The organism is Solidesulfovibrio sp., assembly GCF_029978005.1.
Lineage (GTDB): Bacteria > Desulfobacterota > Desulfovibrionia > Desulfovibrionales > Desulfovibrionaceae > Solidesulfovibrio.
The window spans coordinates 1-12162 of sequence record NZ_JARKOZ010000174.1 but is presented as its reverse complement, the minus strand read 5'-3'; the positions used below and the strand labels follow the sequence as shown (position 1 = coordinate 12162).

Genomic DNA, 12162 nt, shown 5'->3' with positions numbered 1-12162 from the left:
CTGGAGCGAAGCGACGGCATCGCCGGACCGATTCCGGCCTCGCCGACGCACCCCCGCCCACGACCACGCTTCCACCCGCTTACCCATCTTCCGCCTCCCCATCCCCATCGGGGGGGACCGGGGGGGATCATCCCCCCCGGCCGCCGGAGGCATCTTCCTCTCCTGCCTCCTCCCTCCTACATTCTCTTCCTATCCTACCCTAAATTCTTGGCCGCGAAGTCCCAGTTGACGAGCTTGTCCAGCACGCCGGCCACGTAGTCGGGCCGCCGGTTCTGGTAGTCCAGGTAGTAGGCATGTTCCCAGACGTCGATGACCCACAGGGGCTTGAGGCCGTCCTGGAGCGGGTTGCCGGCGTTGCCGGTCTTGACGACCTTGAGCTTGCCGTCGGGGTCGGCCACGAGCCAGGCCCAGCCACTGCCAAACACGCCGACGGCGGCCTCGGTCAGGGCCTTCTTGCAGCCGTCCAGGCCGCCGAAGGAGGCGTCGATGGCCTTGGCCAGCTTGCCCGAGGGCGCGCCGCCCTTGGGATTGAGTCCGTTCCAGTAGAACACGTGGTTCCAAGCCTGGGCGGCGTTGTTGAAGATGCCCACCATTTTGGGGTCCTTGCCGGCGGCCAGGAAGACTTCTTCCAGGGATTTACCGGCCAGGGGGCTTTCGGCCACGAGTTTGTTGGCGTTGGCGAAGTAGGTCAGGGTGTGCTTGCCGTAGTGGAAGCTCACGGTGCGGGCCGAGATCACCGGTTCCAGGGCGTTTTCGGCATAGGGCAGGGGCGGGGCCGTGAATGCTTCGGCAAAGGCGTCGTCGGGGTGGACGAGCCCGCCGGCCATGACCATGAGCCCGGCGACGGCGGACAGTCTGAGGACCTCGCGGCGGGAAAAAGACGTGGCGCGCGATTGTGGCATGACGCTCCTCCTCGGCACGGCCCGGTACGAGGCGCGTGCCCTTGGGTTGGGCGGGCCGCCCCGCGACGGGAGCGGCCTGCCGGTATTGTCGTCAGTATTGCCAGAGAATGCGGCCGAGGGGAATCGGGAAAGGCTATTTGGCGTCGGGTTTTTCCGTCGGGGCCGGCGGGGTCGGCGACGCGGGCGCAGCCTCGGGTCGCGGCCCGCCCGGGCGATGTCCGGGCGGCGGCGGGAAATCCCAGTCCGGCGGCGGCCCCATGCCCGGGCCGTGGGGCGGCGGGCCGCCCGGGAAGCCCGGCGGCGGAAAACCGTCCATGCCCGGTCCGCCCGGGGGCGGCCCCATGCCCGGCGGAGGCGGACCGAAGCGTTCCATGGCCTTGCGCCGTTTTTCCAGGCGGTCCATGAGGGCCGTGAATTTCTCGAGCTGCTCCGGTGTCAGGATGGCTTTGGTCTCTTCCGTGCTCTTTTCGATGGCTTCGCGGACCTTGGGCTCCTGCTCGCGCCGGATCTTGGCCAGGACGTCGCCGGTGTTGAGCACGATGGGCCGCAGCTTCTCCTGCTGTTCCGGGCTCAGGTCCAGGTCCTCGCTCATGCGGCGCACGACCATTTCCGAAAAATGCCTGGGATCGCCGCGCAGCAGATCGAACCTGCTCCGCTCGTTCAGGAAGCGGGAGCCGAAAAATCCCGTCACCGCGCCCGAGGCGAAAAGCAACAGTCCCGCCAGGACCTTGGTCGCCGTGTTTCCCATGGCCCTACACGCCCAGCATGGAGACCAGGACCTGGCCGTTGGGATCGTAGAAAAGCATCCGGCCGATCTCCTCCTCGAGTCCCGTGCCGAAGAACATGGCCAAAAGCACCGTGGCGGCGGCCACGAAGCCGGCGCCGGCGGCCATGCGCCACAGCACGCCCGAAGCGGCCTCCTCTTCGACCGGCGCGGCCTTGATGGCCGCCAGCACCGAGTCGGCCATGGCGGGATCGACCGGCGGGGCCTCGCGCCGGGCGTGGGCCGCGCGCAGCACGGCCTCCAGGCGATCCATGCGTCGCGATTCGTTTCCGTCCATGGAGTCCTCCTTACGCGCCAATGACGCCCCCGAGCAGTTCACGCAGCTTTTTGCGGGCGCGAAACGCCCTGACCTTGACGTTGGGGACGCTTATGCCGAGCATTTCCGCCGCCTCGGCCACGGGCCTCTCCTCGAGGTGCGTGAGCGTGACCACCATGCGGTCCGTGGGCGAGAGCCTGTCCATGGCCCAGGCCAGCAGTTCCCTGGCCTCCCGCCGCGACGCCGTCACTTCGGCCGCCTCGCTCGTTTCCAGGGCCGCCGCCTCGGCGGCGAAGGCCCTGCATTCCTCGGACAATTCGCTTTCCGGCCGCTCCCGCCGGCGGTACTCGGCCCGCCAGAAGTCGTGGCAGGCCCGAACCGCCACCTTGGCCAGCCAGTGTCCGAAGGGGCTGTCCCCCCGGTAACCGGACAGGGACCGGAAGGCCCGCACGAACACCTCGTGGGTCAGTTCCGCCACCCGTTCCCGGGGCGCGTGGCCGGAAACGATCCCAGCCACGCGCCCCTGGTACTTCGTCATGAGCCTGGCGTAGGCGTCCACGTCGCCCGCCCGGATTTCCATAAGGACCCGGGCGTCCTCCATGTCCACCAACGTTTCGGCCATAACGCTCCGGCGATTACTTGCCCGAGCCGGCGTGAGCGTCGACCCACTCATTGACCAGCTCGCCGCCGGCATGGAATCGCTCCTTGTTCTTCGGCGGAGGCGGCACGTCGTCCTCTGCCCACTGCTTGCGCTGCTCGGGGGTGAGCACGGCCAGCACCTTGGCTTCGACCTTGCCCCGCAGCACGGCCAACTCCTCGCCGGCGACGCCGATCCTGCGGCTGGCCTGGCGCACCTTTTCCTCGTTGCCGGGCTCGGCCCGCATCACCTCGTGCATGGCCCCGAAAGCCTCGAACATGGCCTTGCCGGCGACCTCGAAGGCCGACCGGTTCTCCTTGAGGACCACGGCCACGTCGTGCTTTTGCGCCTCGCTCAGTTTGAGCGAGAGCAGCCTGTTGAGCAACCCTTCCGGTCCCGGCCCGCCGGGGCCGCCGGGGCCGGGCCCGGCGGCCACCGCATAGGCGGAGCCGACCAGGATGGCCAGGGTGAGCAAGCCGTAGCACAATTTCTTCATGGAAACGACCTCCCGCAGGGGTTGGACGGCCTGCGCCGTCCGTTGTGCGCGTTTGGTCGCCGTGGCGGGCCGGAGGGTTACAATCGCACAACGGGGCGGGCGGGCCGGCCCGCCCCGAAAATGCGGCGGGCCGTCTAGGCCACGGTCACGTCCTTGCACAGGTAGACGTCCTGGATGGCGTTTAAGAGCTTGACGCCCTCGGCCATGGGACGCTGGAAGGCCTTGCGTCCGGAGATGAGGCCCATGCCGCCGGCGCGCTTGTTGACCACGGCCGTCTTGACCGCCTCGGCGAAGTCCGCAGCGCCGGACGCGCCTCCGGAATTGATGAGCCCGATGCGGCCCATGTAGCAGTTGGCCACCTGGTAGCGGGTGAGGTCGATGGGGTGGTCGGTGGTCAGCTCGCTGTAGACGCGCTTGTCGGTCTTGCCGAAGCCGATGGCCGTGTAGCCGCCGTTGTTCGTCGCCTGTTTCTGCTTGACCACGTCGGCCCCGATGGTGGCGGCCAGATGGTTGGCCTGGCCGGTGAGGTCGGCGGACGTGTGGTAGTCCACGCCGCCCTTCACGTAGGCCGGGTTTCGCAGGTAGGCCCAAAGCACGCAGGCCATGCCGAGCTCGTGGGCCCGGGCGAAGGCCTCGGAGACCTCCTGGATCTGGCGGCGACATTCCGGGGAGCCGAAATAGACGGTCGCGCCCACGGCCACCGCGCCCATGTCGAAGGCCTGCTCCACCGAGGCGAACAGCGTCTCGTCGTGGATGGCCGGCAGGGAGAGCAGCTCGTTGTGGTTGATCTTGAGCATGAACGGGATCTTGTGGGCGTATTTGCGAGCCACGGAACCGAGCACGCCAAGGGTCGAGCACACGGCGTTGCAGCCGGCCTCGACGGCCAGCTTCACGATGTTTTCCGGATCGAAGTAGACCGGGTTGGGCGCGAACGAGGCCGCGGCCGAATGCTCGATGCCCTGGTCCACGGGCAGGATGGACATGAAGCCCGTGCCGCCCAGGCGGCCGTGGCCGAGCATGGTGGCCAGGGCCCGCACCACGGGGGCGGGGCGGTCGGTCTGGACGAAGATGTCGTCGATGTAGTCCGGACCGGGCAGATGCAGCATTTCCTTGGGGATGGTCCGGCACACGTGGGACAGCAGGGATTCGGCTTCGTCGCCGAGCTGCTCGGTAATCTTATCGATCATGATGGCGGCCTCCTTTGGCTGCGACAGTAGGATGAGGATAGCGCCAAAGCGCTTCCGGCGACAACCGAAATCCGCCGGTCCGGGCAGCCTGCCGCAGGCGGCCGAAGAAAGGGCGTCGGACGGACGACGAAGCGGACACGTTTGCGGCAAGGCGGCGCGTCCCCGGAGTCCGTGGCGCCATGTTTCAGGAGCTCCCCTGCCGGGCGCGCCGGCGGGCGAGGAAGCGGGCCCAGAGCACGCCGGTCAGGTTCTGGACGAGACTGAACAGCGCCCCGGGCAAGGCGGCGGCCGGGGTGAAATGGAGCTTGGCCAGGGCCACGGCCAGGCCGGAATTCTGCATGCCCACCTCCACGGCGATGGCCACGCGATCGGCCCGGTCGGCGGAAAAAAGGCTCGCTCCCAGATAGCCCAGGGCGAAGCCGCCCAGGTTGTGCAGGACCACGGCCGCGATGACGAGTCCCGGAAAGGCCAGCACGGTGTCGCGGTTGAGCCCCACCACGCAGGCGATGACCAGGGCGATGACCAGCATGGACACGGCCGGGAAGACCGCGAGCACCGGCTCCAGCCGGCGGCGCAGCAGGCGGCGCAGGATCAGCCCGTCCACCACCGGAAAGACCACGATCCAGAAGACCGAGCCGATCATGGCCAAGCCGTCCACATGCACGATGGAGCCGCCGAGCAGGGCGGTCAGGGCCGGGGTGAGCACGGGCGCGGCGATGGTGGTGGTCAGGGTCAGGGTGACGGACAGGGCTAGGTTGCCGCCGGCCAGGTAGGTGATGACGTTGGAGGCCGTGCCGCCGGGACAGGCCCCGACCAGGATCACGCCGAGCGCCGCCTCGGGGGGCAGGGCCAGGGTCCGGGAGAGGACGAAGGCCAGGCCGGGCATGACCGTGAACTGGAGCAGCGTTCCCGCGGCCACCAGCCGCCACTTGGGGGCCAGGGCGGAGAAGTCGGCGAAGGTGAGCGAAAGGCCCATGCCGAACATGATCACGCCCAGGGCCGGGGCGATCCAGGGCGCGATCCAGGTGAAAAGCCCGGGCCAGGCCAGGGCCAGACCGCAGCACCCGGCCACCAGGGCCAGGTAGCTTCTCTCCAGGGCCAGGGCGACGCGTACGAACATGGCCGCAGGTAACGCCGCCGCCGCCCAGGGTCAAGGCGGCGGCCGGGCGATTACGCGCGCAGGTCGAAGGCCACCTTGACGCTGCCCGTGGCCCGCTTGTCAAAGGCGCAGGCAAAGGCCTCGGGCCATTTCTCCAGCGGGAAGAGATGGGTGAGCAGACCCTCGGCGGGGTAGCGGCCCGAGGCGAGCAGCTCCAGGGCCAGGGCGTAGGTGCGCACCATGGTCCCGGGATGTCCCGGGTCCGGGGCCATGGCGCAGCCTGAGGAGCCGGCGATGGTCAGCTCGCGGAACCACAGGCTCGAGACGTCGACGTTCTTGAGCCTGGCCCCGGCTCCGACCATGACGTATTTCCCGCCGGCGGCCAGGGACAGCAGGCCGTCCTCGAAGGTGCGCGAGGAACCCACGCAGTCGAAGACCACGTCCGCGCCGCCCTCGATGTTGCCGCCGCCAAGGGTCGTCGGCACGTAGCGCGCGCCAAGGGCCTCGGCCAGCTCGCGGCGGCTTCGGGCGGCGACGATGGCGTCGGCCCCGCCGGCCCGGGCCAGATCGGCCTGGCCCTTGTGCCGGGCGGCGACCAGGATGCGGGCCGGGCTCCCCAGAGCCCGCAGGCTACGCACCACGTGCTGGCCGAGGATGCCCGCGCCCGTGACCAGGACCAGGGCGTCACGACCGGGAAAATGCTCGAGCACGGGCTGGAGCGCCGAGGCCAGGGAGTCGGCCAGGACGGCCTCCTCGTCGGCGAGCCCCGCCGGCACCGGCAAGATGCGCGAGGGATGGGCGGCCGTGCGCTCGGCCATGGCCCCGCCGGCCCGGCTGGTGAAGCCGAGAAACGAGCCCGGCGGCAGCGCGCCGTCCAGGAAGCGCTCGCAACGGTTGTACCGCCCTTCCCGGCAGGGCCGGCAAGGCGGCAGGCCCCGGACCGCGCAGGGCAGCCCCGGCTCCACCACCACCCGGGCTCCGGCGGCGAGCCCGAGGCCCGGGGCGTCCGCGTCCAGGACCGCCACCGTCTCGTGGCCGAGGACGAAGGGCAGGCTGGCGTAGGGTTCGAGCAGGGGCGATTCCGCGCCGCGCAAAAGCCCCAGGTCCGAGCCGCAGATGCCGCACAGAAGCGGCGTCAGGGGCAGCCAGCCCCGGGGCGGGTCGAAGGGCACCTCCTCCAGGCCAAGGGGGGCCAAATCGGGGAAGAACCGGCGCGGGGCCAACCGGGCGGCCAGGGCGCAGGCGAGGTAGCGCGGGACGCTTTTGCGGTAGACGAGGGCCTTCATGGGCGCTCCTTGGCGAACTGCGGTCGAATGGCTTGAAATGACGGCCGAATCTGGTATACAGGACCGACCGTATCCGGCGAAGTCCGCCGCGCGACGTCTGGGCCTTATACCACAAGCGGGCCATCCTCAAGAGACCGTCAAGGAGACGCACATGCTGATCAAGGACTGGATGAGCAAATCCCCGGTCACTGCCAAGCCGGCCACCTCCATCATGAAGGCGGCCAAGCTCATGAAGGAGAACGGCTACCACCGGCTGCCCGTGGTGGACGACGACGGCCGCATCGCCGGCATCGTGTCCGACCGCGACATCAAGGAGGCCTCTCCGTCCAAGGCCACCACGCTGGACATGCACGAGCTGTACTACCTGCTCTCGGAAATCAAGGTCGGGGACATCATGACCAAAAGCGTGGTCACGGTGACGCCCGAGGACACGGTGGAAAAGGCGGCGGTGCTGCTTTTGCGCCACAACGTGGGCGGGCTGCCCGTGGTGGACGCCGAGGGAAAAGTGGTCGGCGTCATCACCGACAGCGACATCTTCAAGGTGCTGGTGAGCATCACGGGTGTGCTCAGCGGCGGCATCCAGTTCGCCCTGGACCTGCCCAACGTCTCGGGCAGCCTCAAGACCGTGCTCGACGACCTCAAGACCCACGACGTGCGCATCATCAGCATCCTGACCTCCTACGACGAGGCCAGCCCCGACCGCCGCACGGTCTACATCCGCGTCCATCCCCTGGGCGACGACGAGGCCCGGGAGCTCATCGACCGGCTTTCGGCCAACCACCATCTGCTCTACTGGGCCAAGGACAATTTCTAGACCTTCCCTCCCCCCGCGCCGCCCGCACGGGCGGCGCGGGACGTCCGGCCCCGCCCGTTGACGCCTCCCCGATCGTGCCTACATGTCTTGCCAGGACCCCGGCCGCGACCGGGCGTCCGCAGCCAAGGAGACTCGCCACATGCTCGAAGAACACTGCTGCCCGCATTGCGGGATGAAACTCTCGTCCTGGATCGGCCCGCCGGAGTCGGGCTGGGGGGAAATCCTCGTGTGCAACAACAACGAATGCGTCTTCTACCGCAATTCGAAGACCGGCATCCAGCACAAGGACGAGGACAACAACCTCGGTTGCCGCTACGCCGAGGACCCGGACAACGGCTATACGGCCTTCAACCTGCTGTCCTGGTACAAGTAGGCCGGTCCCCTGAGCGCGTCCGGGCGAGAAGAAAAAAAGCCCGTGATTGCGCCCCGCTCCCTCCGAGCGGCCTTGCCGCCCCTTGCCTGGGCCGCCGGCTTTTCGGTAATGGAGGGAAACCGACGGGCTCCGGGCGCGGGCATCCCTCCGCGCCCGGCCCCGTTTTACGACCACGGAACATGCCAACCATGAGCCGCATCGCCATCACCACCCACCGGGGCGTGCTGTGGGCCGCCGCCGAGGACGTCCTTGGCGCGGCGGCCGCCCTGGAACTGGAAACCGCCGTCCTCGAAGCCGCCAACGTCGGCCGCTACCCGGTCACGGTGCTGGACATGGCCCGCGTCCAGGCCGTGGACAGCACGGGCGTGGGCGCGCTGGTGCGCCTGCAGACCGCGCTGGCCACCAAGGGCCGCCGGCTGATCCTGGCCAATCCCCAGCCGGCCGTGGCCGACGAGCTGCGCCTGCGCGACCTGTACGGCTTCTTCCAGGTTTCGCGCGACATCCACACGGACATGGACCCCGAGGAGCTGCTCCTGGCCCGCGACGCCTGACCCCGCCTTGACACCGCCCGAATCGGTCGCATGCTTGAGGCAGGCCCCCCGGAAAACCGCGGGGCCGAGCAAAGGAGGGCATCATGACCGATCCCAGGCGGATCGCCGCCTCCATCGACACCCTGTACCCCGAGATCTCCCGGCGCGGCATCGACCTGTCCGTGGCCGAGGATCCGATAAACGGCGACTGGCTCGTGACCATGCGCCACGACGACCGCAGCCTGTCCACGCACCTGGACAAGGACGACGCCGACGCCTGCGTGGCGGTCGGGGCCTGCGCCGCCGTCGGCGTCCAGATCGGGCGCTTTTTGGAAAACTACTGCCTGAGCCGCGGCGTCTGTCCCGCCTAGGGACGCGTCCGGCTTGCCAGGGTGCGGCCCGCCGACCGGCGGGCCGCGCCTTTTTTTTGTTCGGGATCGGCTTTCGCCGTGGGTTTCGGCCCCTCGTGAAAAAAATAACGACAACAGGCCGGAAAACGCCGGCAACTCTTTACAGCTGCATGCAAAAGGGTCAACATGCTTCCTCGTCATTTATGCAACCCGAGGATGCCGTGATCGCCCGCAATCTCGACCCGACCTGCGACGGCCTCATGACCGAGGGCAACGGCCTGGGCGGACGCGCCCCCCGGGTGCTGGTGGTCGAGGACGAGCGCATCGTGGCGCTGGACCTCAAGGCCATCCTGCGACGGCTGGGCTACTGCCTGGCCGGGCTCACGGCCTCCGGGGCCGAGGCCGTGGAACTGTGCGACAGCCTGCGCCCGGACCTCGTGCTCATGGACATCTTCCTCAAGGGCGACATGGACGGCGTGGAAGCCGCCTGCGTCATCCAGCGGGAGTGCGAGGTCCCGGTCGTCTTCCTCACCTCCCACACCGACCGCGTCACCCTCCAGCGGGCCAAGCGCACCGCCCCCTACGGCTACGTGCTCAAACCCGTGGACGAGGACTGGCTGCGCACGGCCATGGAGGTGGCCCTTTTCAAGCACCGCACCGAACGGGAGCTGCGCCAGAGCGAACAGCGCTACCGGGGGCTTTTCTCCGGCATGCTCAACGCCTTCCTGCTCCTTTCCCATATCCCCGCCCAGGACGGCCCCGGCGGCCTCCAGATCCTCGACGCCAACCCGGCCTTCGAAAAGATGACCGGGCTTTCGCACGAGGAGGTGGCGGACAAGCTTTTGACCGAGGTGTTCCCGGACATCGAGCCCTTCTGGCTGGAGACGCTGTGCGACACGGCCCGCACGGCCCGCTCCACGCGCTTCGAGAACTTCCTCGGCCCGCTCAACATGTATTTCCTGGCCCAGGCCTACAGCCCGGCCCCGGGCCAGGTGGCCGTGGCCCTGGAGGACGTGACCGAGCGCAAGCACGGCGAGGAGCGGCTGCGCTACCGCACCTTCCACGACGCCCTGACCGGCCTGCCCAACCGCGCCCTGTGCCTGGACCGCATCGCCCGGGCCATCGAGCGGGCCAGGCGGCGCTCCAACTACGTCTACGCCCTGCTCTTCATGGACATCGACCGCTTCAAGCGCATCAACGACAGCCTGGGGCACTTGGCCGGCGACGAGCTGCTGCGGCGCGTGGCCGACAGGCTGCGCCGCGAGGTGCGCCAGCTCGACACCGTGGCCCGGGTGGGCGGCGACGAATTCGCGGTGCTGCTCGAGGAGATCGCCGCGCCGGGCGACGCCCTGCGCATCGTCAAGGCCATCCGCGAGCGGCTGCGCCTGCCTTTTTCCGTGGAAGGCCGCCAGTGCTACGTCACGGCCAGCATGGGCGTGGTGCTGGGCCCGGCCGACTACGACCGGCCCGAGGAGCTGCTGCAAAACGCGGCCATCGCCATGAGCAGCGCCCGGGCGGCCGGCATCGGCCGGGTGCGGGTGTTCGAGTGGAGCATGCGCGAACGGGCCGAGCGGGTCATGGACATGGAGACCAACCTGCGCCTGGCCATCGACCGGGGCGAGTTCGTGCTCCACTACCAGCCCATCTTCTGCCTGCGCACCCTGGCCCCGCGCGGGGTGGAGGCGCTGGTGCGCTGGCGGCGGGCCGACGGCTCGCTGACGTCCCCGGCCGAGTTCATTCCGGCCGCCGAGCAAAGCGGCTTGATCATTCCCCTGGGCGCGCTGGTCCTGGCCGAGGCCTGCCGGGCCATGGCCCGCTGGCGGCGGGGCCTGCTCGGCGAAACGCCCTTTTTCATGTCCGTGAACCTGTCGGCCCGCCAGTTCAGCCAGCCGGACCTGGTCAAGCAGATCGTGGCCGCGCTTCGCGCCGAGGGCATGGCCCCGGAAGACCTCAAGCTCGAGATCACGGAAAGCGTGCTCATGGAAAACCCGGAATCGGCCATGCTCAAGCTGCGCGGCCTGCGGGAGCTCGGGGCGCGCATCGGCATCGACGACTTCGGCACGGGCTATTCCTCCCTGTCCTACCTCCAGCGCTTTCCCATCGACACCCTCAAGGTGGACCGGGCCTTCGTGTCGGGCATGGAGGAGCACGGCAACCGGGCCATCGTGCGCTCGGTCATCGGCCTGGCCCACAGCCTGGGCTACGACGTGGTGGCCGAGGGCATCGAGACCGTGCCCCAGCTCGACGACCTGGCCTCCCTGAGCTGCGACATGGGCCAGGGCTTCCACTACGCCAGGCCCATGCCCGAGGACGCGCTGCTGGCCTTCCTCTCCCGCCGAGCCCAGGGCTGCCTCTGCTGACCCGCTGCGCCCCCGCCGCCGGTTGCGCGGCGGGGGCGCAGCGGCTACCACAAGGCATGCCGTACCCCGCCTTTTCCGGACGCGTCCCCCGCATCGTCCGCCTGTTCGCCGTCTGCGTCCTGGCCGCCCTGCTCTGGGGCTGCGCCGCCAAGGCTCCGGTTCCCCGGCCCTCGGGCCGCGAGCCGGCCACCCTGCGGCCCTACACGGTCAAGGGCGTGACCTACGTGCCCCTGCGCTCGGCCAAGGGCTACCGCGAGGAGGGCGTGGCCTCCTGGTACGGCCCGGGCTTTCACGGCCGGCTGACCTCCTGCGGCGAGATCTACGACCAGAACCAGCTGACCTGCGCCCACAAGCTTCTGCCCATGCATACCATGGTGCGGGTGACCAACCTGGAGAACGGCCGGTCCGAAGTCCTTCGGGTCAACGACCGGGGGCCCTTCGTGGCCGGGCGGATCGTGGACCTGTCCCTGGCCGGGGCCAAGGCCCTGGCCGTCTACGGCCGGGGCACGGCCCGGGTGCGGGTGGAGGTGGTGGGAGACGTGCCGGGGGCGACCCCGGGCGGCGAGCTGCCTGGGCCGTTTTACGTGCAGGTGGGGGCGTTCACCCGGCGCGAGAACGCGGAGAAGCTCTTCGCCAGGATCCTGGCCGCGGGCTACGCCGGCTCGCGCATCCACTACAAGGAGATCGACGGGACCCAGTTCTTCCGGGTCCACGCCGGCGCCTTCCCCACGGTCGACGCCGCCGAGGAGGCGCGGCTGCGCCTGTCCACGGTCTTCGAGGGGGCCTTCGTCCTGGCCCAGTAGCCCGGCGCTGCCTGGAAAACTCGCGCTGCCGCCAGGAAAAACTCCGGATCGCGATATCCGGCGCTCGAAATCCGCCTCACGGATTCCGAGCACGCGACAGCGGCGCGGCCTCCTCGGCGGCGCCGCCTTCGGCGGGGCAGGGCCGGCCTAGAGGACTTCGTCGGGATTGAGCTCGGCCCGGAACTTGCGCGAGAGCCGAAACACCACCACCTTGTGCGGCGGCAGCATGATGGACTCGTTGGTCTGGGGGTTGCGGCCCTTGCGCGCCTTCTTGTCGTAGGACTC

15 protein-coding genes are annotated in these 12162 nt (G+C 69.3%); 6 read left to right on the top strand and 9 right to left on the bottom strand.

Annotated features, from left to right (window positions below; genetic code table 11):
• Positions 1–194: 194 nt before the first annotated feature.
• From Q1K70_RS18820 to Q1K70_RS18785, 8 genes are all read right to left on the bottom strand, one after another.
• On the bottom strand, positions 195–902 hold the full coding sequence (locus tag Q1K70_RS18820; RefSeq protein WP_300163050.1) for a superoxide dismutase: 708 nt from the start codon (positions 900–902) through the stop codon (positions 195–197).
• A 133-nt stretch (positions 903–1035) separates the two neighbouring features.
• Entirely contained in the window at positions 1036–1650 is a 615-nt protein-coding gene (locus Q1K70_RS18815) for a hypothetical protein (RefSeq protein WP_300163047.1), read from the bottom strand.
• 4 nt (positions 1651–1654) lie between these two features.
• Positions 1655–1963, bottom strand: coding sequence for a hypothetical protein (locus Q1K70_RS18810; protein WP_300163044.1), 309 nt, complete (start codon positions 1961–1963; stop codon positions 1655–1657).
• 10 nt (positions 1964–1973) lie between these two features.
• Entirely contained in the window at positions 1974–2564 is a 591-nt protein-coding gene (locus Q1K70_RS18805) for a sigma-70 family RNA polymerase sigma factor (protein ID WP_300163042.1), read from the bottom strand.
• A gap of 13 nt (positions 2565–2577) precedes the next feature.
• The gene (locus Q1K70_RS18800) at positions 2578–3075 is read right to left on the bottom strand and encodes a Spy/CpxP family protein refolding chaperone (RefSeq protein WP_300163040.1); all 498 of its coding nucleotides are present in this window, start codon (positions 3073–3075) and stop codon (positions 2578–2580) included.
• Positions 3076–3209: 134 nt separating this feature from the next.
• A complete protein-coding gene (locus Q1K70_RS18795) occupies positions 3210–4262 on the bottom strand; it encodes a class I fructose-bisphosphate aldolase (RefSeq protein WP_300163037.1) in 1053 nt (350 codons plus the stop codon).
• Positions 4263–4446: 184 nt separating this feature from the next.
• On the bottom strand, positions 4447–5382 hold the full coding sequence (locus tag Q1K70_RS18790) for a bile acid:sodium symporter family protein (protein WP_300163034.1): 936 nt from the start codon (positions 5380–5382) through the stop codon (positions 4447–4449).
• A 50-nt stretch (positions 5383–5432) separates the two neighbouring features.
• Positions 5433–6647 (bottom strand): zinc-binding dehydrogenase, encoded by a 1215-nt coding sequence (locus tag Q1K70_RS18785; protein WP_300163031.1) that lies wholly within the window; start codon positions 6645–6647, stop codon positions 5433–5435.
• 151 nt (positions 6648–6798) lie between these two features.
• Between Q1K70_RS18785 and Q1K70_RS18780 the strand changes: the two genes are divergently transcribed.
• From Q1K70_RS18780 to Q1K70_RS18755, 6 genes are all read left to right on the top strand, one after another.
• Positions 6799–7461, top strand: a complete 663-nt coding sequence (locus Q1K70_RS18780) for a CBS and ACT domain-containing protein (protein ID WP_300163028.1) — start codon at positions 6799–6801, stop codon at positions 7459–7461.
• Positions 7462–7600: 139 nt separating this feature from the next.
• Positions 7601–7834, top strand: a complete 234-nt coding sequence (locus Q1K70_RS18775; RefSeq protein ID WP_300163025.1) for a hypothetical protein — start codon at positions 7601–7603, stop codon at positions 7832–7834.
• Positions 7835–8022: 188 nt separating this feature from the next.
• On the top strand, positions 8023–8385 hold the full coding sequence (locus Q1K70_RS18770; RefSeq protein WP_300163022.1) for an STAS domain-containing protein: 363 nt from the start codon (positions 8023–8025) through the stop codon (positions 8383–8385).
• Positions 8386–8468: 83 nt separating this feature from the next.
• Positions 8469–8735, top strand: coding sequence for a hypothetical protein (locus Q1K70_RS18765; RefSeq protein WP_300163019.1), 267 nt, complete (start codon positions 8469–8471; stop codon positions 8733–8735).
• A gap of 200 nt (positions 8736–8935) precedes the next feature.
• On the top strand, positions 8936–11074 hold the full coding sequence (locus Q1K70_RS18760) for an EAL domain-containing protein (protein WP_300163015.1): 2139 nt from the start codon (positions 8936–8938) through the stop codon (positions 11072–11074).
• Positions 11075–11130: 56 nt separating this feature from the next.
• On the top strand, positions 11131–11877 hold the full coding sequence (locus Q1K70_RS18755; protein WP_300163012.1) for a septal ring lytic transglycosylase RlpA family protein: 747 nt from the start codon (positions 11131–11133) through the stop codon (positions 11875–11877).
• A gap of 147 nt (positions 11878–12024) precedes the next feature.
• Here Q1K70_RS18755 and Q1K70_RS18750 read toward each other — a convergent pair.
• Positions 12025–12162: HU family DNA-binding protein (locus Q1K70_RS18750; protein ID WP_300163053.1), on the bottom strand; the 138-nt coding region annotated here is incomplete at its 5' end.